At 68.9% G+C, this 21,645-nt stretch carries 19 protein-coding genes and 1 pseudogene; all 20 read left to right on the top strand.

What is annotated here, in order from left to right; all coding sequences use genetic code 11:
• Positions 1–44: 44 nt before the first annotated feature.
• Positions 45–1,208: a hypothetical protein gene (locus tag V6V89_RS04710; RefSeq protein ID WP_334617687.1), complete on the top strand. Its 1,164-nt coding sequence runs from the start codon at positions 45–47 to the stop codon at positions 1,206–1,208.
• Between the two features lie 89 nt (positions 1,209–1,297).
• Positions 1,298–1,990 carry a demethylmenaquinone methyltransferase gene (locus tag V6V89_RS04705; RefSeq protein ID WP_334617686.1) on the top strand — a complete coding sequence of 231 codons (693 nt, stop codon included), beginning with the start codon at positions 1,298–1,300 and terminating at the stop codon, positions 1,988–1,990.
• Between the two features lie 95 nt (positions 1,991–2,085).
• Positions 2,086–2,322 carry a hypothetical protein gene (locus tag V6V89_RS04700; protein WP_334617685.1) on the top strand — a complete coding sequence of 79 codons (237 nt, stop codon included), beginning with the start codon at positions 2,086–2,088 and terminating at the stop codon, positions 2,320–2,322.
• Between the two features lie 216 nt (positions 2,323–2,538).
• Positions 2,539–3,801, top strand: coding sequence for a geranylgeranyl reductase family protein (locus V6V89_RS04695; RefSeq protein ID WP_334617684.1), 1,263 nt, complete (start codon positions 2,539–2,541; stop codon positions 3,799–3,801).
• Between the two features lie 68 nt (positions 3,802–3,869).
• Entirely contained in the window at positions 3,870–4,235 is a 366-nt protein-coding gene (locus V6V89_RS04690; RefSeq protein ID WP_334617683.1) for an NADH-quinone oxidoreductase subunit A, read from the top strand.
• A gap of 12 nt (positions 4,236–4,247) precedes the next feature.
• Positions 4,248–4,922 carry a NuoB/complex I 20 kDa subunit family protein gene (locus V6V89_RS04685; protein ID WP_334617682.1) on the top strand — a complete coding sequence of 225 codons (675 nt, stop codon included), beginning with the start codon at positions 4,248–4,250 and terminating at the stop codon, positions 4,920–4,922.
• Entirely contained in the window at positions 4,922–5,665 is a 744-nt protein-coding gene (locus V6V89_RS04680) for an NADH-quinone oxidoreductase subunit C (RefSeq protein ID WP_334617681.1), read from the top strand. Before V6V89_RS04685 ends, V6V89_RS04680 begins: the two co-directional genes overlap by 1 nt.
• Entirely contained in the window at positions 5,662–6,978 is a 1,317-nt protein-coding gene (locus V6V89_RS04675; protein WP_334617680.1) for an NADH-quinone oxidoreductase subunit D, read from the top strand. The genes V6V89_RS04680 and V6V89_RS04675 overlap by 4 nt, the downstream gene beginning before the upstream one ends.
• A pseudogene (nuoE, locus tag V6V89_RS04670) lies at positions 6,975–7,658 on the top strand (NADH-quinone oxidoreductase subunit NuoE); the annotation flags it as partial. The gene V6V89_RS04675 and the pseudogene nuoE, both read left to right, overlap by 4 nt.
• Before the next feature lie 8 nt (positions 7,659–7,666).
• Positions 7,667–8,986 (top strand): NADH-quinone oxidoreductase subunit NuoF, encoded by a 1,320-nt coding sequence (nuoF, locus tag V6V89_RS04665; protein WP_334617679.1) that lies wholly within the window; start codon positions 7,667–7,669, stop codon positions 8,984–8,986.
• A complete protein-coding gene (locus V6V89_RS04660) occupies positions 8,986–11,427 on the top strand; it encodes an NADH-quinone oxidoreductase subunit G (RefSeq protein WP_334617678.1) in 2,442 nt (813 codons plus the stop codon). The genes nuoF and V6V89_RS04660 overlap by 1 nt, the downstream gene beginning before the upstream one ends.
• 85 nt (positions 11,428–11,512) lie before the next feature.
• Entirely contained in the window at positions 11,513–12,862 is a 1,350-nt protein-coding gene (gene nuoH / locus V6V89_RS04655; protein WP_334617677.1) for an NADH-quinone oxidoreductase subunit NuoH, read from the top strand.
• Positions 12,859–13,437 (top strand): NADH-quinone oxidoreductase subunit NuoI, encoded by a 579-nt coding sequence (gene nuoI, locus V6V89_RS04650; RefSeq protein WP_334617676.1) that lies wholly within the window; start codon positions 12,859–12,861, stop codon positions 13,435–13,437. Before nuoH ends, nuoI begins: the two co-directional genes overlap by 4 nt.
• A complete protein-coding gene (locus V6V89_RS04645) occupies positions 13,434–14,168 on the top strand; it encodes an NADH-quinone oxidoreductase subunit J (RefSeq protein WP_334617675.1) in 735 nt (244 codons plus the stop codon). The genes nuoI and V6V89_RS04645 overlap by 4 nt, the downstream gene beginning before the upstream one ends.
• A 34-nt stretch (positions 14,169–14,202) precedes the next feature.
• Positions 14,203–14,511: an NADH-quinone oxidoreductase subunit NuoK gene (nuoK, locus tag V6V89_RS04640; protein WP_334617674.1), complete on the top strand. Its 309-nt coding sequence runs from the start codon at positions 14,203–14,205 to the stop codon at positions 14,509–14,511.
• Positions 14,512–14,524: 13 nt separating this feature from the next.
• On the top strand, positions 14,525–16,483 hold the full coding sequence (gene nuoL, locus V6V89_RS04635) for an NADH-quinone oxidoreductase subunit L (RefSeq protein WP_334617673.1): 1,959 nt from the start codon (positions 14,525–14,527) through the stop codon (positions 16,481–16,483).
• Positions 16,484–16,547: 64 nt separating this feature from the next.
• The gene (locus V6V89_RS04630; RefSeq protein ID WP_334617672.1) at positions 16,548–18,074 is read left to right on the top strand and encodes an NADH-quinone oxidoreductase subunit M; all 1,527 of its coding nucleotides are present in this window, start codon (positions 16,548–16,550) and stop codon (positions 18,072–18,074) included.
• Entirely contained in the window at positions 18,074–19,606 is a 1,533-nt protein-coding gene (gene nuoN / locus V6V89_RS04625; RefSeq protein WP_334617671.1) for an NADH-quinone oxidoreductase subunit NuoN, read from the top strand. The genes V6V89_RS04630 and nuoN overlap by 1 nt, the downstream gene beginning before the upstream one ends.
• A gap of 67 nt (positions 19,607–19,673) precedes the next feature.
• Positions 19,674–20,690: a polyprenyl synthetase family protein gene (locus tag V6V89_RS04620; protein ID WP_442935070.1), complete on the top strand. Its 1,017-nt coding sequence runs from the start codon at positions 19,674–19,676 to the stop codon at positions 20,688–20,690.
• 166 nt (positions 20,691–20,856) lie between these two features.
• Positions 20,857–21,639, top strand: coding sequence for an IclR family transcriptional regulator (locus V6V89_RS04615; RefSeq protein WP_334617669.1), 783 nt, complete (start codon positions 20,857–20,859; stop codon positions 21,637–21,639).
• Positions 21,640–21,645 lie beyond the last annotated feature (6 nt).

Here is a 21,645-nt window from a genome sequence, read left to right as displayed (position 1 = left end):
CTCGAACTTTTCGTTTTCCTTAACCTCACTCGGGGGAAGCTTCGATGCACTTCCGCACACGTGCGTTGGCGTATGCCGGCGCCGGCGCCGTCGGTCTGTTCGCGACCGGTCTGTTCGCCGCTCCGGCCCTTGCCGCCGACGAGGCCGACGTTTCGGTCAAGGCGGTGTCGAGCAAGATCGCGATCGGAGCCGGACTCAAGCTGTTCCGGTACGACGTGAAGAACGCCGGCCCGAGTGTGGCCGCCGCCACGCAGGTGGCGATCGACCTTTCCGGGCTCGACCCGAAGCAGGTCACGATCGACGTCGACGAGCTTGAAGAGGCAGACCGGGTCGACGTCGTAAAGGCGGAAGCGGACGAGGTCGTCCTCGACCTCGGTGACCTGGCGTCCGGCGAGACCTGGGCGATCCCGCTGCCGCTCTTCGTCGCCGAAGGCGCCGAGCCCGGCCCTGCGGGCACGTTCAAGCTGACCATCAAGTCGGCTGTGGCCGACCCTGCTGCCGGCAACAACGTGTCCAGCGTTCCGGTAGAGGTCACCAAGAGCGGCGTCGACCTGCTCAGCGTGGCCTCGGACGTGTACGCGTTCGGCGAGGAAGGCGACGAGGAGCTCAAGCCGGTCCCGCCGGGCGGCGAAGGTGCCCTGCCGTGGATCGTGCTGAACCAGGGCGACCAGGGCTCGCAGGGCCTCCGGGTCGGCGTCACGCTGCCGGAGAAGGTCAGCTTCATCGAGGACTACGAGGGCTGCACGATCAGCGGCGACCGTCGGGTTCTGCTCTGCCAGGACTCCGAGGCCGTCCTGGCCCCCGGTGACGCCTTCGGTGGCGTATTCCCGGTGAAGGTGTCCAAGGACGCCTCCGGCCCGGTGACCCTCACCGGCGGCACGCTCAAGGTCGGCGGCTTCTCCGCGATCGAGTCGCCCTCCCCGGCGGCGCGGGCCGCGACCGCCTCGAAGGTGTTCGACCAGTTCACCGAGAAGGCCGAAGAGGTCCTCGCTGACATCGACCCGGCCGACAACGACTCCGAGTTCTCGGTGTTCGTCGGCGGCACCGGTGGCGGTGGCGGCGGCGACCTGCCGGTGACCGGTGTCCAGGCCGGCCTCATCGGTGGCGTGGGCCTGGCCGTGCTGGCCGGTGGCGGCGTTCTCCTCGTGATGTCCCGCCGTCGCAAGGTCGTCCTGGTGACGCCGGGCGATGAGACCCCGACCGCCTGACGGTCGTTTATATAGAGCAAGGCGTCGAGGGCGGGGTGGACAACCACCCCGCCCTCGGTGTCTGCGTAGCTCCTGGCAAAGTTGTCGACGTGACCCGCGCTGATCTGGACAAGCAGCCCCACGAGATCGCCGCGATGTTCGACGGCGTGGCCCGGCGGTACGACCTGACCAACACGATCCTGTCGTTCGGGCAGGACCGGGGCTGGCGCCGCGCCACCCGGGAGGCGCTTGGACTCCGGCCGGGCCAGCGGGTGCTCGACGTCGGCGCCGGCACCGGCGTATCCACTGTGGAGCTGGCCACATCTGGGGCGTACGCGGTCGGGCTGGACCTCTCGATCGGCATGCTCCAGGCGGGGCTCCGGGTCCGGCCGGACGTGCCGCTGCTGGCCGGCGACGCCCTGCGTCTGCCCTTCGCCGACGAGACCTTCGACGCCGCGACGATCTCGTTCGCGCTGCGCAACGTGGTGGACAACGCGGCGGCCCTGCGCGAGCTGGCACGGGTTACCCGGCCGGGCGGGCGCCTGGTGGTCTGCGAGTTCAGTCACCCGACCAACGCGGCCTTCCGCACCGCCTACATGTCGTACCTGATGCGGTCGCTGCCGGCGGTGGCGCGCAAGGTGGCGAGCAACCCGGACGCGTATGTCTATTTGGCCGAGTCCATCCGTGCGTGGCCCGACCAGGCAGGTCTCGCGACCCGGATCGCGGCGTCCGGCTGGGGCCACGTCGCCTGGCGCAACCTGACGGGCGGCATAGTCGCCCTCCACCGTGCGGTCCGCCAATAGGCGCTGTGCCCGGCCCCGTCCTGGGCTGGGTTTTCTTTGCGAGGCACAGACGCGGATCGTACAAAAGGGATATTTGTGGTAGTAAGCTGCGTCACATGTTGGGGCAGACCGACGACACCGCCGACACGGTGGCGCAGATGCGGCAGCTTGCCGCCCAGGACCCTGAAGCCGCTCAGAAACTCGCCGCGGACCTGATGGCTGCGCTAGCCCGCGCAGGCGCCTCGGTGCCCGGCGAATCCGCGCCGGACCCCACGCCGCCGGCGGACTCACCCTCCGGTGGTGTCGCGCCCTGCGCGGCCGCTGACGTGGCGGCGGGCGGCCCCGCAGCCTGACCGATCAAGGTGATCTGCATCGATCAAGGACAAAAGCACACGGATCGGAGATCCAGGCACGTGCATTTGTCCTTGATCGACGGAAAGTCCGGGGAAGCGGGTCGCAGGCTGGGCTGGTTAGGGTGACCTAAGACCTGTAGGGGGCCTGGGCGGTTCTAGACTCCACTCGGAAACGCTTGTGAAGCATTTCACTAGCGCCCGAGTGGAGGTGAACCGGTGACCGACGAAGCCGACGTCATCGTCGTAGGCGCCGGTCCGGGCGGTTCGACGACCGCCTACCACCTGGCCCGGCACGGTCTCCGGGTGCTGCTGCTGGAGAAGACCGAGTTCCCCCGCGAAAAGGTCTGCGGCGACGGCCTCACCCCTCGCGCGGTCAAGCAGATCGTCAAGCTGGGCATCGACACCAGCCCGGAAAACGGCTGGCTGCACAACAAGGGCCTGCGCGTCATCGGCGGCGGCGTACGCCTGGAGCTCGACTGGCCGGAGCTCGCCAGCTTCCCCAACTACGGCCTTGTGCGCACCCGCCTCGACTTCGACGACATGCTCGCCAAGCAGGCGGTCAAGGCCGGTGCGGTGCTGCACACCAAGGCCAACGTCGTCCGGCCGGTGCTCGACGGCAACGGCCGCGCCACCGGCGTGGTGGCCGAGATCGACGGCGAGGAGAAGGAGTTCCACGCCCCGCTCACGATCGCGGCCGACGGCGTGTCCGGCCGGTTCCCGCTCGCCATGGGTCTCGCGAAGCGAGAAGACCGGCCGATCGGTGTAGCGGTCCGGCGGTACTACCACTCGCCGGTCCGGCACCAGGACGACTACCTGGAGTCGTGGCTTGAGCTGCGCAGCCGCGAGGCCGGCGAGAAGCTGCTGCCCGGATACGGCTGGATTTTCGGCATGGGCGACGGCCGGGTCAACGTAGGGCTCGGCGTGCTCAACTCCTCGGCCGCGTTCGGCAAGACGAACTACCGGCGGCTGCTGGTCGACTGGCTCGGCAGCACCCCGCCGGAGTGGGGCATGAGCGACGAGGCCAACGCCGACGGTTCGATCCTGGGCGCGGCGCTGCCGATGGGCTTCAACCGGGTGCCGCACTACACGCGGGGTGTGCTGCTGGTCGGCGACTCCGGCGGTATGGTCAACCCCTTCAATGGCGAAGGCATCGCGTACGCGATGGAGTCGGGTGAACTGGCCGCCGAGGTGGCCGTGCAGGCGCTGGCCCGTCCGGCCGGCCCCTCCCGGGAGCGCGCGCTCGCGGCGTACCCGGCTGAGCTCAAGGCCCGGTACGGCGGCTACTACCGGCTCGGCAACATTTTCGTAAAGCTCATCGGCAACCCGCAGATCATGAAGATCGCCACCAAGCACGGCATGCCGCACCCGACGCTGATGCGGTTCGTGCTGAAGCTGTTGGCCAACCTGACCGATCCGCGTGGCGGCGACGCCATGGACCGGGTCATCAACGCGATGACCAGGGTGGCCCCCGCCGTATGACGGCGTGGGTTGCCCAATAGTGTGACGTAACCGAGGCAAGGCAGGGAAAGGACGAGCAGGGGAAGACGATGTCGCTCTCGCCTTACGTACCCATCATCGGGATGTTCGCCCTCGCCGCGGGGTTCGCGGTCTTCTCGGTCGCGATCGCGCCGTTCATCGGCCCACGCCGCTACAACAAGGCCAAGCTCGCCGCGTACGAGTGCGGCATCGAGCCGTCGCCCGAGCCGATCGGCGGCGGTCGCATCCCGGTCAAGTTCTATCTGACCGCGATGCTGTTCATCATCTTCGACATCGAAATCATCTTCCTCTACCCGTGGGCCGTGTCGTTCGACTCGCTCGGCCTCTTCGGGTTCGTGGAGATGCTGCTCTTCATTGGGACGGTCTTCATCGCGTACGCCTATGTCTGGCGGCGCGGCGGGCTGGACTGGGACTGAGGATCTGGCGCCATGGGTATCGAAGAGAAGCTGCCGAGCGGCATCCTGCTGACCTCCGTCGAGAAGCTGGTCAACTGGACCCGCAAGACCTCGACGTGGGGCGCGACGTTCGGCCTCGCCTGTTGCGCCATCGAGATGATGGCCGCGGGCGCCCCGCACTACGACCTCGGTCGCTGGGGCATGGAGGTCTTCCGGGCCTCGCCTCGCCAGGCCGACTTGATGATCGTGGCGGGCCGGGTGAGCCAGAAGATGGCACCGGTGCTCCGCCAGATCTACGACCAGATGGCCGAGCCGCGCTGGGTGCTCTCGATGGGTGTCTGCGCGAGCAGCGGCGGCATGTTCAACAACTACGCGATCGTCCAGGGCGTCGACCACGTGGTGCCCGTCGACATGTACCTGCCGGGCTGCCCACCGCGGCCGGAGATGCTGATCGACGCGATCCTCAAGCTGCGCGAGAAGATCATGCAAGAGCCGCTTGGTGCGAACGGCCGCAAGATGCTGGAGGAGCGCCAGGCCCGCGGTGACGTGCCGGCCGTCGCGCCCGGTGCCATGCCCTCGTCGTACCGGTCGGACAGCGCGAAGCGGGCCGAGTGGACGCAGGCCGTCAAGGAAGGCCGCGAGGAGCAGCTCCGCATCGAGAAGTGGATGCAGGAGCAGAGGCATATGCAGGCAGGGGGTCGCTGGTAATGGTCGAGCCCAACAAGCCCAGTCAGGACCCGGGCGGTGGCGTCCCGGCCGAGGCGCCTCCGGTCGGCGCGACCGCCGGTGCGCCGGCCGAGTACCCGCCGGCCAGCCGCGCGGGCCGCGGCATGTTCGGCATCCACGGCAGTGGCGACACGTCGGGCTTCGGTGGCCTGGTGCGCCGCCGGGTGGCGCCCGCCGGAGCGGAGCAGCCGTACGGCAGCTACTTCGACGAGGTGTACGACGCTCTTGATGAAGCCTTCCCGGGGCTGGACGGTGCGATCGAGAAGGTCGTGGTCGACCGGGGCGAGCTGACGCTCCACATCAAGCCGGAGCGGATCGCCGAGGTTTGCCAGGTGATGCGCGACGACGAGTCGCTGCGCTTCGAGCTGTGCTCCAGCGTGTCCGGTGCCGATTACCTCGGGGCCGACGACCGCCGCTTGCACGTCGTCTATCACCTGACCTCGATGACGTACCGCAGGCGCGTGCGGCTGGAGGTCGCGGTAACCGCCGACAACCCGCGGGTGCCGAGCGTGACCAGCGTCTACCCGACCGCCGACTGGCAGGAGCGGGAGACGTACGACTTCTTCGGCGTCATCTTCGAGGGCCACCCCAACCTGACCCGGATTCTCATGCCGGATGACTGGGAGGGCTTCCCGCAGCGGAAGGACTACCCGCTCGGCGGCGTGCCGGTCGAGTACAAGGGCGCCGAAATCCCACCGCCGGACAAGCGGAGGAGCTACCAATGACGTACGCGACCGAGCGGGAGACGACCGAAGGCAAGGTCTTCAACGTCACCGGCGGCGACTGGGACACCGTCGTCGGTGGGGCCGACCCCATCGAGGCCGAGCACATCGTCGTCAACATGGGTCCGCAGCACCCGTCGACGCACGGCGTGCTCCGGCTGGTTCTGGAGCTCGAGGGCGAGACCGTCCGCGAGTGCCGGCTGGTCGTCGGATACCTGCACACCGGCATCGAGAAAAACCTCGAGTACCGCAACTGGGTGCAGGGCTCGACGTTCGTGACCCGGATGGACTACCTCGCGCCAATCTTCAACGAGACGGCGTACGCGCTCGCGGTCGAGAAGCTGCTCGGCATCGAAGAGCAGATCACCGAGCGGGCCACCACGATCCGGGTGCTCATGATGGAGCTCAACCGGATCGCGTCGCACCTGGTGTGGCTGGCCACGACCGGCATGGAGCTGGGCGCGATCTCGATGATGCTCTACGGCTTCCGCGAGCGTGAGTACATCCTGGAGATCTTCGAGATGATCACCGGGCTGCGCATGAACATGGCGTACGTCCGGCCCGGCGGGGTCGCGCAGGACGTGCCCGAAGAGGCGGTCAAGAAGATCCGCGACTTCCTGGAGCTGATGCCCAAGAAGCTCAAGGAGTACGAGGACCTGCTCTCCGGCCAGCCGATCTGGCACCAGCGCACCAAGGACGTCGCGGTGCTCGACGTGACCGGCTGCCTGGCGCTCGGCATCACCGGCCCGGTGCTGCGCTCCGCCGGCCTGCCCTGGGACATGCGCAAGACCATGCCCTACTGCGGCTACGAGACGTACGAGTTCGACGTGCCGACCACGACCACCGGCGACGTGTGGGGCCGGTACCTGGTGCGGGTGGCCGAGATCCGTGAGTCGCTGAAGCTCGTCGAGCAGGCGCTCGAACGGCTCAAGCCGGGCCCGATCATGGTGGCCGACAAGAAGATCGCCTGGCCGGCGCAGCTCGCGATCGGCGTGGACGGCATGGGCAACTCTCTCGAACACGTCGCGAAGATCATGGGGCAGTCGATGGAGTCCCTGATCCACCACTTCAAGCTCGTGACCGAAGGCTTCCGGGTTCCGCCGGGCCAGGTGTACGTGGGCATCGAGTCGCCGCGCGGCGAACTCGGCGTGCACGCGGTCTCCGACGGTGGCACCCGGCCGTACCGGGTGCACTACCGGGAGCCGAGCTTCATCAACCTCCAGGCCATCCCCGCGATGGCCGAGGGCGGCCTGATCGCCGACGTGATCGCCGGTGGCGCCTCGCTGGACCCCGTGATGGGTGGATGTGACCGATGACAGTGCAGTATTCCGACGACCTCAGGGCCAAGGCGATCCAGATCGTCGCGCGGTACCCCGCCGACCGGTCGCGTTCGGCCCTGCTGCCCCTGCTGCACCTCGTGCAGGCGGAAGAAGGGCACGTCTCGCCTGCCGGTGTGGAGTTCTGCGCCGAGATGCTGGGCATTACCAAGGCGCAGGTCGGAGCGGTGGCGACCTTCTACACGATGTACAAGCGCCGGCCCACCGCTGACTGGCTGGTCAGCGTCTGCACCAACACGATGTGCAATGTGCTCGGCGGCCAGGAGGTCTACGACCGGCTATCCGAGCACCTGGGCGTCGGGCACGAGGAGACCACCGCCGACGGCAGCGTCACGCTGGAGCACGCCGAGTGCCTGGCCGCCTGCGACTACGGCCCGGTCATGACGGTCAACTACGAGTTCTTCGACAAGGTCGACGCGGACGGCGCGGTCGGCCTCGTGGAGAAGCTGCGCGGTGGCGAGCGGCCGATGCCGAGCCGCGGCGCCCGGCTCTGCACTCTCAAGGAGATGGCGGTGCAGCTCGCCGGCTTCGCCGACGACCGGCCCGAGGGCGTCGCCGACGGCGTCGCGGGCGAGCCCACCCTTCGCGGGGTGCGGCTGGCCCAGGAGCACGGGATCAGCGTCCCCGGGTTCGACCCGGAGACGCCCATCAAGGCGCAGGAGGCGAAATGAGCACTGCCCCTCGGCGCGAGGTGCTGGAAAAGCTCACTCCGGTACTGACCAAGCGCTGGCTGTCGCCGGAGGCGTGGCGCCTCGACGTGTACGAGCAGCTCGACGGGTACGCGGCGCTGCGCAAGGCGTTGGCCGCCCACCCTGACGACCTGATCCAGCTCATCAAGGACTCGGGCCTGCGCGGCCGGGGCGGTGCGGGCTTCCCCACCGGCCTCAAGTGGGGCTTCATCCCGCAAAACGACGGCAAGCCGCACTACCTCGTGGTGAACGCCGATGAGGGCGAGCCGGGCACCTGCAAGGACCTGCCCCTGATGACGCACGACCCGCACTCGCTCATCGAGGGCGTGATCATCGCGGCGTACGCCATCCGCGCCAACCGCGCGTACATCTACATCCGCGGTGAGGCGGTCAACGCCGCGCGCCGGCTGCGCAACGCGGTCGACGAGGCGTACAAGGCGGGATACCTGGGCACGAACATCCTCGGCTCCGGACACGACCTCGACCTGGTCGTCCACAGTGGCGCCGGCGCCTACATCTGCGGCGAGGAAACGGCGCTGCTCGACTCGCTGGAGGGCTTCCGCGGCCAGCCCCGGCTGCGCCCGCCGTTCCCCGCGACCCACGGCCTGTACGCCAGCCCCACGGTGGTCAACAACGTCGGCACGATCGCGAGCGTGCCGTACATCGTGCTGGGCGGTGCCGCCTGGTGGAAGACCATGGGCACCGAAAAGTCGTCTGGCCCGATGATCTACTCACTGTCCGGCCGGATCACCAACCCCGGGCAGTACGAGTGCGGGCTCGGCGTCACGCTGCGCGAGCTGATCGAGCTGGCCGGCGGGATGCTACCGGGCCACAACCTGAAGTTCTGGACGCCAGGCGGCTCGTCGACGCCGCTGCTGACCGCCGAGCACATGGACGTGCCGCTCGACTTCGAGTCGGTCGCGGCCGCCGGTTCGATCCTCGGCACCACGGCGACCCAGCTCTTCTCCGACCAGGACTGCCCGGTCTACGCGACCTACAAGTGGCTGGAGTTCTACCACCACGAGTCGTGCGGCAAGTGCACCCCGTGCCGTGAGGGCAACTTCTGGATGGTGCGGGTCTACCGCCGCATCCTCTCCGGCGAGGGGACGTTCGAAGACCTCGACACCCTGCTGGACACCTGCGACAACATCCTCGGCCGCTCGTTCTGCGGTCTCGGTGACGGTGCGACCAGCCCGGTGACGTCCTCGCTGCAGTACTTCAAGCAGGACTACCTCGACTACATCGAGGGCCGCACGGCACCCCGGTTGACGGGCAAGCAGTTGGTTGGAGCGCACTGATGACCGACGTCGCCAAGAAGGCCGACACCGTCACGCTCACGATCGACGGCGTCGAGGTGACCGCGCCCAAGGGCGCGCTGCTCATCCGGGTCGCCGAGCAGCTGGGCATCGAGATCCCGCGGTTCTGCGACCACCCGCTGCTCGCGCCGGCCGGCGCCTGCCGGCAGTGCCTCGTCGAGGTGGAGGGCCAGCGCAAGCCGGTCGCCTCCTGCACCCAGACGGTGGCCGACGGCATGGTGGTGAAGACGCAGCTCACCTCACCGGTCGCCGAAAAGGCGCAGGCCGGGATCATGGAGCTGCTGCTCATCAACCACCCGCTCGACTGCCCCATGTGCGACAAGGGCGGCGAGTGTCCACTCCAGAACCAGGCGATGTCGAGCGGCCGTTCCGACACGCGTTTCCACGAGCACAAGCGCGAGTACCCGAAGCCGCTCCCGATCTCGACGCAGGTGCTGCTCGACCGCGAGCGGTGCGTGCTCTGCCAGCGCTGCACGCGGTTCTCCGACGAGATCGCCGGTGACAAGTTCATCGACCTGATGGACCGGTCGTCGGGCGAGCAGATCAACGTGTACCGGGACAGCTTCTTCGGCGAAGACAACGATGACGAGGGCGACAGCGCCGTCGAACCCTTCAACTCCTACTTCTCCGGCAATACCGTGCAGATCTGCCCGGTGGGCGCGCTCACCGGCGCCCAGTACCGGTTCCGTGCCCGCCCGTTCGACCTGGTCTCCTCGCCGAGCGTCTGTGAGCACTGCTCGGCCGGCTGCGCCCAGCGCACCGACCACCGCCGCGGCAAGGTGCTGCGCCGAATGGCCGGCGACGATCCGGCGGTCAACGAGGAGTGGAACTGCGACAAGGGCCGGTGGGGCTTCCAGTACACCACCGCGTTCGACCGGCTCACCACGCCGCTGGTGCGCGACGCCAAGACCGGCGAGCTGCGCGAGGCGCCGTGGTCTGAGGCGCTGTCGGTGGCGGCCGAGGGGCTGCGCAAGGCCCGCGACGGCGCGCACGGCATCGGCGTACTGACCGGCGGGCGGCTGACGGTCGAAGACGCGTACGCCTACGCGAAGTTCGCCCGGGTGGCCCTGCGCACCAACGACATCGACTTCCGGGCCCGACCGGTCTCGCAGGAGGAAGCCGACTTCCTGGCGAGCACGGTGGTGGGCAGCACAGAGGTAACCTACGCCGACGTCGAGAAGGCGCCGGTCGTGGTCATCGCCGGGCTGGAGCCCGAAGAGGAGTGCCCGATCCTGTTCCTCCGGCTGCGCAAGGCGAGCCGGAAGGGCAAGCAGAAGGTGCTGGCGCTCTCGCCGTTCGTCAGCCGCGGCCTGGAAAAGCTGGGCGCGTCGGTGGGCATCACGGTGCCGGGTGACGAGGCCAGGGTGCTGACCGACGACGAGCGGTTCGCCGAGGCGCTGCGCACCGAGGGCGCGATCCTGATCGTCGGCGAGCGGCTCGCCACCGTCCCTGGTGGACTGTCGGCCGCCGTCACGCTCGCCGCGCGTACCGGAGCGAAGCTGGCCTGGGTGCCGCGGCGCGCGGGTGACCGCGGCGCTATCGACGCAGGCTGCCTTCCCAACCTGTTGCCCGGCGGGCGCCTGGTCACCGACGCGGCCGCGCGGGCCGAGCTGGCTGGAGCATGGGACCTTGAGGCCGGGGTCATCCCGAGCCAGGCCGGCCGAGACACCGACGGAATCGTCGCGGCGGCGGCCGGCGGCCGGATCGGCGCGCTGCTCGTCGCGGGCGTCGACCCCGCCGACCTGTCCGACCCGCGCCTCGCCGAGCAGGCGCTCGACACGGTGCCGTTCCTGATCAGCTTCGAGGTGCGAAACAGCGCGGTCAGTCGCCGCGCTGACGTGGTCTTCCCGGTCGCTCCGGTGGTCGAGAAGGCTGGCAGCTTCGTCGACTGGGAAGGGCGCCTGCGCACGTTCGAGGCGGTGCTGGAGACGCCGGCGATGACCGACGGCCGCGTGCTCGACGCGCTCGCCGCGCAGCTCGGCATCCAGCTCGGGACCGGCCAGGTCAACCTGGTCCGCCGCGAGCTGGGTTCGCTTCCCGCGACCCGCGCCGAGCGGCCGGCAGCGCCGCTGGCCGCCTCGCGGCCGGTGCCGCGGCCGAACGCGGGCGAGGCGGTGCTGGCGACCTGGCACCAGCTCATCGACCTGGGCAGCCTGACCGACGGCGACGAGTACCTGGGCGGCACTGCCCGACCGCCTGTCGTGCGGCTGTCGAAGGCCACGGCCGAGCGGCTCGGCGTGGCCGAGGGTGACCCGGTGACGGTGGGCACCGACCGTGGGGCGATCACCCTGCCGGCGGCGCTCACGGAGCTGCCCGACACGGTGGTCTGGCTGCCGACGAACTCTCCGGGCTCGACCGTCCGCCGCGCGCTCGGCGTCACGTCGGGCGCGGTGGTCCGGCTTTCGAAGGGGAGCACCCTGTGAGCGCGAGGAGTGAGCTTCGACGGCTTGGAGCCGCGTGCGGACGTCCGCCTGCGAGCCCCGCGGTCGCGAACGAAAGGCAGGCGCAGTGATCGTCGCCCAGGACCCGACCCTCCAGGATTTCGGCCATGACCCGTGGTGGCTGGTCATCGTCAAGATCGTGGCGGTCTTCGCCTTCGGCATGGTGATGACGCTGCTCGGCGTGTGGTTCGAGCGCCGCGTCGTCGCTCGCATGGCGGTGCGCCCCGGCCCCAACCAGGCTGGCCCGCTCGGCCTGCTGCAGACGCTGGCCGACGGCCTGAAGGGCGCGTTCAAGGAAGACATCATGCCGCGCACCGCGGACAAGGTGGTCTTCTTCTTCGCGCCGACGGTCGCGGTGATCTGCGGTTTCACGGCGTTGACGGTGATCCCGTTCGGCCCGATGGTGAGCATCGCGGGACACCAGACACCCCTGCAGGTCACCGACGTGCCGGTCTCGGTGCTGCTGGTCTTCGCCTGCTCCGGGATGGCCGTCTACGGCATCGTGCTCGGCGGCTGGGCGTCCGGCTCGACGTACCCGCTCCTCGGCGGTCTGCGGTCGAGCGCTCAGATGATCTCGTACGAGGTCTCGATGGGCCTGTCGATCGTCGCGGTGTTCATGACCGCCGGCTCGGCGTCGACCAGCCAGATCGTCGCGGCACAGCGCAGCGGCCAGCCGATCAACCTCTTCGGCCTGGACGTGACCGCGCCGGGCTGGTACGCGATCCTGCTGATCCCCAGCTTCCTGATCTTCTGCATCGCGGCGGTCGGTGAGACCAACCGGGCGCCGTTCGACCTGCCCGAGGCCGAGTCGGAGCTCGTCGCCGGCTACATGACCGAGTACTCGTCGCTGAAGTTCCTGCTCTTCATGATGTCCGAGTACGTGGCCATGGTCGGCATGTCCGCGATGGTGACCACGCTCTTCCTTGGTGGCTGGCGGGCCATTCCGCCGATCACCACCTTCTGGGAGGGCGCCAACTCCGGCTGGTGGCCGCTGCTGTGGTTCACCACCAAGGTCGTACTGATGCTGTTCGTCTTCGTGTGGCTGCGGGCAACGCTGCCCCGGCTCCGGTACGACCAGTTCATGCGGCTCAACTGGCGGGTGATGCTGCCGATCAGCCTGGTGTGGATCCTCGTTCTCGCCGGCATCAAGGTGCTGCGCGAAGACGTCGACAGCACCTCGCGGAACCTGATCCTCGCGGGCGCCATCGTCGCGGCACTCCTGGCGGCGTTGCTCTGGCCGTCGAAGAAGAAGCCACCGGCGCCGACGCTGGAGGAGCTCGCCAGCTCGCGCCCGGCGGGCAGCTTCCCGCTGCCGCCGATGGACCTGACGGTGCCGCCGAGCCCGCGGGCCCGCCGCGCGGTGGCCGAACGGGAGCCGGCGAACGTCGGCGCCGCACCCGAAGGAGAGCAAGAATGAGCGCATTGGGCGCTGTGAAGGGCTTCGGGGTCACCTTCGCCCACATGTTCCGCAAGACGGTGACCACGAAGTACCCGTTCGAGACCCCGGTGACGGCGCCGCGCTATCACGGGCGGCACATCCTCAACCGGCACCCGGACGGCCTGGAGAAGTGCATCGGCTGCGAGTTGTGCGCCTGGGCCTGCCCGGCCGACGCCATCTACGTCGAGGGCGCCGACAACACCGAGGAAGCGCGCTTCTCCCCCGGGGAGCGGTACGCGGTCACGTACCAGATCAACTATGCCCGCTGCATCTTCTGTGGACTGTGCATCGAGGCCTGCCCGACCCGGTCGCTGACCATGAGCAACGAGTACGAGCTGGCCCGCGACTCCCGCCAGGACCTCATCTTCACGAAGGAGCAGTTGCTGGCGCCGCTGCTGCCCGGCATGGAGCAGCCGCCACACGACATGTACCTGGGTGAGACCGAGAAGGACTACTACCTCGGTGCGCTGACCAACCCGGGCACCTCGGCGGGCGCCGAGCGGGCGCCGTGGTCCGACCAGGAGACCGTGGACGGATCGGGGGCACCCGCATGAGCACCGGTGAAGCCGTCACCTTCTGGATCCTGGTCTGGCCGGCCCTCGTCGGCGCGATCGGCATGGTGCTGGCCCGCAACGCGATCCACTCGGCGCTGTGGCTCGTGCTGACGATGCTGAGCATCGGCGTCTTCTACGTGCTTCAGGCGGCGCCGTTCATCGGCCTGGCACAGATCATCGTCTACACCGGCGCCATCATGATGCTGTTCCTCTTCGTGCTGATGCTGGTCGGCCGGGACGCGTCGGATTCGCTCATAGAAACGCTACGCGGCCAGCGCGTCGCCGCGGTGCTGCTGGGAATCGGGTTCGCGGCGCTGGTCGGCACCGGCGTGTACCGTGCGCTCGACAACGCCACGCCCGCCGGGCTGGAGCAGGCCAACGCGCAGGGCAACGTCGAGGGCATCGCGCGGCTGCTGTTCACCAAGTACGTCTTCGCCTTCGAGGTGACCTCGGCGCTGCTGATCACGGCGGCGGTGGGCGCGATGGTGCTGGCGCACAAGGAGCGGCGCAGGGGTGAGAAGCGCGGCCAGCCGGAGACCATGCGGGCCCGCTTCCTGCCCGGTAACTACCCCGGCCCGAAGCCAGGTCCCGGCGTGTACGCCACGTCCGACTCGGTCGCCACGCCGGGTCGCCTGCCGGACGGCACGCTGACCGACCGCAGCACCTCCAAGATCCTGCCCGTGCGCGAGCTGACTTCGTCGGAGTCGGCGCCGAAGGGTACTGAGAAGTGAGCGCAGCGAACGATCGGAAAGAGGGCACTGCGAAGTGAGTCCTTCTAATCCTGAGTGGTATCTCGTGTTGGCGACGGTGCTGTTCACGATCGGCGCCACCGGTGTGCTGATCCGGCGCAACGCCATCGTGCTGTTCATGTGCGTCGAGCTGATGCTGAACGCGGCCAACCTCGCGCTCGTGACGTTCAGCCGGATGAACGGCAACCTCGATGGCCAGATCATGGCGTTCTTCGTCATGGTGGTCGCCGCCGCCGAGGTGGTCGTCGGCCTCGCCATCATCATGTCCATCTTCCGTACGCGCCGGTCGGCCAGCGTCGACGACGCAAACCTGCTGAAGTACTGAGACTGAGGCGGAAATGCACGACGTATTGAAAGGTGCGCACGCTGCGCCTGCTGAGAACGCGGTCAACTACGTTGCCGCGAGTGGGCTGCTCTCCAGCGTCTGGCTGCTGATCGCCATCCCGCTGGCCAGCGCGGCGGTCCTGCTGCTGCTCGGCCGGCGCGCTGACAAGTGGGGGCACTGGCTCGGCGTGGCCAGCGTCGGGGTCGCCTTCGTGCTGGGCCTGACGTACTTCTTCCAGCTCCGCGGCCTCGACAACCGTGCGGTCGAGCTGAGTCTGTTCGACTACATCGAGGTCGGCTCGCTGCACGTCGACTTCGGCCTGCTCTTCGACCCGCTGTCTGCGGTGTTCGTGCTGCTGATCACCGGCGTTGGCTTCCTGATCCACCTGTACGCGGTCGGCTACATGGAGCACGACGAGGGCCGGCGCCGGTTCTTCGGGTACTTCAACCTCTTCGTCGCCGCGATGCTCCTGCTGGTGCTGGGCAACAACTACGTGATGCTCTACATCGGCTGGGAGGGCGTGGGTCTCGCCTCGTACCTGCTGATCTCGTTCTGGGTGACCCGGCCGTCGGCGGCCACCGCCGGCAAGAAGGCGTTCCTGATGAACCGCGTCGGTGACGCCGGGTTCGCGATCGCCATCTTCCTGATGTTCGCCCAGCTCGGCACCACGCAGTACGACGAGGTGTTCAACGGGATCGGCGCGGTCGCCTCCGGCACCATCCTCATCATGGGCCTGCTCCTGCTGCTCGGCGCCGCGGGCAAGTCCGGCCAGTTCCCGCTCCAGGCGTGGTTGCCGGACGCGATGGAGGGCCCGACCCCGGTGTCGGCCCTTATCCACGCGGCCACGATGGTGACCGCGGGCGTGTACCTGATCGCCCGGTCCAACCCGATCTTCTCGCAGAACGCGACGCTCCAGACCGTCGTGGTCAGCGTCGGCGCGCTCACGCTCCTGATCGGCTGCATCATCGGTTGCGCCAAGGACGACATCAAGCGCGTGCTGGCCTGGTCGACGGTGTCGCAGATCGGCTACATGTTCCTCGGCGTCGGGCTCGGCGGTGCGGCGTACGCGCTGGCGATCGTGCACCTGCTCGCGCACGGCTTCTTCAAGGCCGGCCTGTTCCTCGGTGCCGGCTCGGTGATGCACGGCATGCACGACCAGACCGACATCCGCCGATTCGGCGGGCTGTGGCGGTACATGAGGATCACCTGGGCCACGTTCGGCCTGGCGTGGCTCGCCATCATCGGCCTGCCGCCGCTGTCCGGCTTCTTCTCCAAGGAGCCGATCATCGTGGCGGCGTACGAGCGGGAGGGCTGGACGGCCTGGCTCTTCGGCACGGCCGCGCTGATCGGCGCCGGTGTCACCGCGTTCTACATGACCCGGCTGTTCGTGCTGACGTTCCACGGGCCGAAGCGGTGGACCGAAGACATCGACCACCCGCACGAGTCGCCGCCGGTCATGACCGTGCCGCTCGTGCTGCTCGCCGTGGGCTCGGTGGCGGCCGGTGGCCTGATGGCGACCTCGGTGCCCGACTGGCTGGTGCCGGCGCTCGGCGACCACTCCGGCGAAGAGGTCCACGCGGTCATGTCGCACGGCCTGATCACGGCACTGTCCATCGTGGTCACGCTGCTCGGCGTCGGCCTGGCGTACGCGCTGTTCCGCAACGGCACCGCCCTGCGGGAGCAGCCGGCGGGCCCGGTCGTGACGGCCGCTCGCCGCAACCTGTACGCCGACGCGTTCAACGAGGCGGTCTTCGAGAAGCCCGGCATCTTCCTTACCCGGGCGCTCGTCTTCCTCGACAACCGAGGCATCGACGGGCTGGTCAACGGGCTCGCCGCCGGGGTTGGTGGCGGCTCCAGCCGGCTGCGTCGCCTCCAGACCGGCTTCGTGCGGTCGTACGCGATGTCCATGCTCACGGGTGCGCTGCTGGTCGTGGCCGCGTTCCTCGCTCTCCAGCTTGGGTGGCTGGCGTGACGAACATTATTCGTCCGCCCCACACCGCGGACGGCGAGCTGACGACGGAGATAGAGGACGAATAATGTTCGCAGACTTTCCGTTCCTGTCCATCCTGACCGGCGTCCCGCTGGTCGGCGCGCTGATCGTGGCGTTCCTGCCGCGGGCGAAGCCCGAGCTGGCCAAGCGGGTGGCGTTCGTCTGGTCGCTCGCGGTGCTGGCGCTCGCGGTCGTGATGTGGATCGCGTACGACGCCGGCGGTGATCGCTTCCAGTTCCGCGAGTCGTACACCTGGATCCCCGCCTGGGACGCCAAGTTCACGTTCGCGGTCGACGGCATCGCGCTGGTCATGCTGCTGCTGATCGCGGTGCTGGTGCCGCTGGTCATCCTGGCCTCGTGGCACGACGCCGACGCGTCGCGGCGCAGCGTGCCGGTGTACTTCGCGCTGCTGCTCGTCCTGGAGAGCACGATGATCGGCGTCTTCGCGGCCGCCGACGTCTTCCTGTTCTACGTGTTCTTCGAGGTCATGCTCGTGCCGATGTACTTCCTCATCGGCTCGTACGGCGGACAGCGGCGCCAGTACGCCGCGGTGAAGTTCTTCCTGTACTCGCTGGTCGGCGGCCTCTTCATGCTGGCCGCGGTGATCGGACTGTGGGCGCTCGGCGGCCACACGTTCGACTGGCAGCAGCTGCTGTCGGCCGACTTCTCCACCGGCACCGAGCGCTGGCTGTTCCTGGGCTTCTTTGTGGCATTCGCCATCAAGGCGCCATTCTTCCCGTTCCACACCTGGCTGCCGGACGCCGGTGGCGCCGCGCCGGCCGGTTCGGCGGCGCTGCTCGTCGGCGTGCTCGACAAGGTGGGCACGTTCGGCATCCTGCGGTACTGCCTGCCGCTGTTTCCCGAGGCTTCCACCTGGTTCGCGCCGTACGCCATGGCCCTCGCGGTGATCGGCATCATCTACGCGGCCCTGCTCGCGGTCGGGCAGAACGACCTCAAGCGGCTCGTGTCGTACACCTCGATCGCCCACTTCGGGTTCATCGGCGTCGGCATCTTCGCGTTCACCACCCAGGCCGGCACCGGCGCGGTGCTGTACATGCTCAACCACGGTCTCGCCACCGGCCTGCTCTTCCTCGTGGTCGGCATGTTCGTCGCCCGGCGCGGCTCTTCGCTGATCAGCGACTTCGGCGGCGCCGGCAAGCTGGTGCCGCTGCTCGCGGGCGTGCTCTTCTTCGCCGGCCTCGCGTCGCTGGCGCTGCCCGGCACGGCGCCGTTCGTGTCCGAGTTCCTCGTGCTGATCGGCACGTTCACGGTCAACAAGACGGTCGCGGTGATCGCGACCGCCGGCATCATCCTGGCCGCCGCGTACGTGCTGTGGATGGTGCAGCGCACCACCCAGGGCACGCTCAACCCGGCGCTGGCCACTGTGGACGCGATGCGGCGTGACCTGACCGTCCGGGAGAAGGTCGTGGTCGCGCCGCTGATCGCGCTGCTTCTCGTGCTCGGCTTCTACCCGAAGCCGGTCACCGACGTCATCAACCCGGCTGTGCAGGCCACCATGCAGGACATCCAGAAGACGGACCCTGCGCCGGCCATTACGGAGGCGGCAAAATAATGGAAGACCTCAGCCTGCCGAAGATCGACTATGCGGCCATCGCGCCCATGTTGATCCTGTTCGGCGTCGCCTGCCTCGGGGTGCTCTTCGAGGCCGTGCTGCCCAAGGCCGCGCGCCGTTCGGCGCAGCTGGTCCTGGCCCTGCTCGGCCTGTTGGCGGCGCTCGTCATGATCGTCGTGGAGGCCGACACCCGGGTGCTCACGGCGGGCGGGGCGGTCGCGATCGACGGGCCGACGCTCTTCCTGCAGGGCGCGATCATCGTGCTCGGCATCATGGCGCTGCTGCTGATCGGTGACCGAGCCCTGGAGCACGGTGGCGCGTTCGTCGCGCAGGCCGCGGTCACGGTGGGCTCCGAGGCCGACCGTCGCCAGGCCGTCAAGGAGCAGGGCGCCACCGAGGTGTACCCGCTCAGCGTTTTCGCGATCGCCGGCATGCTGCTCTTCGTCGCCGCCAACGACCTGCTGACGATGTTCGTCGCGCTCGAGGTCTTCTCCCTGCCGCTGTACCTGCTGTGCGCGCTGGCCCGCCGTCGCCGCCTGCTCAGCCAGGAGGCCGCGCTCAAGTACTTCCTGCTCGGCGCGTACGCGTCGGCGTTCTTCCTCTTCGGCGTGGCCCTCGTGTACGGCTTCGCGGGCGGCGTCGAGTTCGGCACCATCCACGACGCGGTGACCGAGTCGGCGCAGAGCACGGTGCTGCTGTACGCCGGCCTTGCAATGATCGCGATCGGCCTGCTCTTCAAGGCCGCGGCCGCCCCGTTCCACGTGTGGACGCCCGACGTGTACCAGGGCGCGCCGACCCCGATCACGGGCCTGATGGCGGCGTGCACCAAGGTGGCCGCGTTCGGTGGCATGCTGCGCGTGCTGTACGTCGGCTTCGACGGGGTCGCGTGGGACTACACGCCGATTCTCGGCGCTGTGGCGGTGCTCACCATGCTCATCGGCGCTGTGCTCGCGGTGACGCAGACCGACATCAAGCGACTGTTGGCGTACTCGTCGATCGCCAACGCCGGTTACCTGATGGTGGGCGTGCTCGCGCTCTCCAAGGACGGCCTGTCGAGCACGATGTTCTACCTGGTGGCGTACGGCTTCACGGTGATCGCCGCGTTCGGCGTGGTGACGCTGGTGCGTGACGCCGACGGCGAGGCTACCCATCTGTCGCGTTGGGCCGGTCTTGGCCGCCGTTCGCCGCTGTACGCGGGCATCTTCACCTTCATCCTGCTGGCGTTCGCCGGCATCCCGCTGACCAGCGGCTTCATCGCGAAGTTCGCGGTCTTCGGCGCGGCGCTCGACGCGGGTGAGGTGTGGCTGGTCGTGTTCGGTGTGATTACGAGCATGCTGCTGGCGTTCCCGTACCTGCGGGTGGTCGTGATGATGTGGCTCTCCGAGCCCGGCGAGTCCACGCCCACGGTCTCGATCCCGGGTGGCCTGACGGCGGCGGCGCTGGTGATCGGCGTCGTGGCCACGCTGGTGCTCGGCGTCGCTCCCGCACCTTTGCTGGATCTCACGACCAGCGCGGCAGACTTCGTGCGCTGACGGCCACAACGGGGCCTCCCGGAGACGCGCCGGGAATCCCGTGTGGCATCGTGGGGATGTGGACGGGGTGCTGGCAGCTGGCGGACTGACGTCGATCGGGGTCGATTTTATCGACCCCGCGCTCGAAGCGTCGGTTCTACAGACGTTGGCAGAGGTCGAGCGCGAGCTGCGCACCGGTGTCGAGAGCGCCGACCCGTTCGTCACCGAGGCGGCGCGCCACCTGGTCGAGGCCGGCGGCAAGCGGTTCCGGCCGCTGCTCGTGGCGCTGGGTGCGCACTTCGGTGACCCGCGTGCGCCGCTGGTGGTGCCGGCGGCCGTGGTGATGGAGCTCACCCACCTCGCGACGCTGTACCACGACGACGTCATGGACGAGGCGCCCGTGCGCCGGGGCGCCCCGAGCGCCAACTCCCGCTGGACCAACTCGGTGGCGATCCTCGTGGGCGACTATCTCTTCGCCCGCGCCGCCGACATCGCGGCCGACCTCGGCACCGAGGCGGTTCGCTTGCAGGCGCGCACGTTCGCCCGGCTGGTACACGGCCAGATCGCCGAGACGGTCGGCCCGCGCGCGGGCGACGACCCGGTCGTCCACTACCTCGACGTGATCTCGGAAAAGACCGGTTCGCTGATCGCCACGTCGGCGCGGTTCGGCGGCATGTTCGGCCACGCGGAGCCGGCGCACATCGAGGCGCTCGCGGGGTATGGCGAGACGATCGGCGTGGCGTTCCAGCTCTCCGACGACCTGCTCGACATCGCCTCCGACTCGCTGCAGTCCGGCAAGACGCCGGGCACCGATCTGCGCGAGGGCGTGCCGACGCTGCCGGTGCTGTACGCGCTGGCCGCTGACGACGCCGACGCCGCGTCGGTGCGCCTGCGGGAGATCCTGTCGGCCGGCCCGGTGACCGACGACGCCCTGCACGCCGAGGCGCTGGGTCTGCTGCGCGAGTCGCCGGCGCTCAAGCGGGCCCGCGAGACGGTCCGCACGTACGCCGAGGATGCCCGGGCCCGGCTGGCGCCACTGCCCGACAGTTCGGCGCGGCGGGCGATGGAGTCGCTCTGCGACTTCATCGCGGATCGCACCGGCTGAGGTCGTAAACCCGACAGTGGGCCCGAAAAAATAGTCGGGCGTATCAACATAAAGTCGTGCTACCCCTACCGTCGGTCGCCGTAGATGTGGTCTCTTCGATCCGAACGGGCGTTTCGCTCGTGCACGGTTTTTCATATGGTGTAAGTCCCCGGCGGCGGAGGTGGTTGTGCGCGACCCCTTGGCGGAACCTTCCGACCTGATCCGTAGCGTCTCTCGCGCGCTGCGAGTCCTGGAAGCGGTGGGAAGGGCCCCGCGAGGCCTGACCGTCAAACAGATCGCCCGGCGTTGCGAGTTGACTGTCGCGACGACGTACCACTTGGTGCGCACGCTCGCGTACGAGGGCTACGTGATCCGGCGGGAAGACGGCACGTACATCGTGGGGCTCGAGGTGGCAGATCGGTACCGCGAGCTGGTCGCGGCGTTCCGTGGCCCGCCCAGCATCGGCGAGGCGTTGCGCCGTGCCGCGATCGAGACCGGATACAGCCACTTCGTGGGCCGGTTCGTCGGTGGGCGGGTGGCGATCACCGCCGCGGCGGAGGGGCCGCGCTCGCCGTACCTGGAAGACCTGATGCCCGGGTACGACGAGGGCGCGCACGCGACGGCGCTGGGAAAGGCTCTCCTGGCCACGCTGACGGCCGATCAGCGCTTCCGGTACCTCAAGGAGTGGGGTATGCGGCAGTTCACGCAGCAAACGCTCACGACGCCGGAGGCGTTCGAGGCTGATCTCGCTGCCGGTGACCGGCGCGGGATGCAGGTCGAGATGAACCAGTACCGGCAGGGCGTCGGCTGCGCGGCCGTGATGGTGACGCAGGACAAAGACATGGAACGACGGGTGGCGTTGGCCTGCGCGATGCCGGTGGCGGAGCTGATGACGTCGGCGCGGGTGGTGCGCACCCGGCTGATGACCCTGGCGAAGGGCCTGGCCGAGACGATCGCCGCGGACGTGTGAGGCGCC

The organism is Micromonospora sp. CPCC 206061 (assembly GCF_036906915.1).
Taxonomy (GTDB): domain Bacteria; phylum Actinomycetota; class Actinomycetes; order Mycobacteriales; family Micromonosporaceae; genus Phytohabitans.
The sequence above is the reverse complement of the archived record's forward strand: the minus strand, read 5'-3'. Positions and strand labels throughout refer to the sequence as shown.

Bases quoted from the DNA above. Each gene is read 5' to 3' on its own strand.
- V6V89_RS04710 (WP_334617687.1), top strand. From the start codon at position 45: ATGCACTTCCGCACACGTGCGTTGGCGTATGCCGGCGCCGGCGCCGTC.
- V6V89_RS04700 (WP_334617685.1), top strand. From the start codon at position 2,086: ATGTTGGGGCAGACCGACGACACCGCCGACACGGTGGCGCAGATGCGG.
- V6V89_RS04690 (WP_334617683.1), top strand. From the start codon at position 3,870: ATGTCGCTCTCGCCTTACGTACCCATCATCGGGATGTTCGCCCTCGCC.
- V6V89_RS04685 (WP_334617682.1), top strand. From the start codon at position 4,248: ATGGGTATCGAAGAGAAGCTGCCGAGCGGCATCCTGCTGACCTCCGTC.
- V6V89_RS04680 (WP_334617681.1), top strand. From the start codon at position 4,922: ATGGTCGAGCCCAACAAGCCCAGTCAGGACCCGGGCGGTGGCGTCCCG.
- V6V89_RS04675 (WP_334617680.1), top strand. From the start codon at position 5,662: ATGACGTACGCGACCGAGCGGGAGACGACCGAAGGCAAGGTCTTCAAC.
- nuoF (WP_334617679.1), top strand. From the start codon at position 7,667: ATGAGCACTGCCCCTCGGCGCGAGGTGCTGGAAAAGCTCACTCCGGTA.
- V6V89_RS04660 (WP_334617678.1), top strand. From the start codon at position 8,986: ATGACCGACGTCGCCAAGAAGGCCGACACCGTCACGCTCACGATCGAC.
- nuoI (WP_334617676.1), top strand. From the start codon at position 12,859: ATGAGCGCATTGGGCGCTGTGAAGGGCTTCGGGGTCACCTTCGCCCAC.
- V6V89_RS04645 (WP_334617675.1), top strand. From the start codon at position 13,434: ATGAGCACCGGTGAAGCCGTCACCTTCTGGATCCTGGTCTGGCCGGCC.
- nuoL (WP_334617673.1), top strand. From the start codon at position 14,525: ATGCACGACGTATTGAAAGGTGCGCACGCTGCGCCTGCTGAGAACGCG.
- V6V89_RS04630 (WP_334617672.1), top strand. From the start codon at position 16,548: ATGTTCGCAGACTTTCCGTTCCTGTCCATCCTGACCGGCGTCCCGCTG.
- nuoN (WP_334617671.1), top strand. From the start codon at position 18,074: ATGGAAGACCTCAGCCTGCCGAAGATCGACTATGCGGCCATCGCGCCC.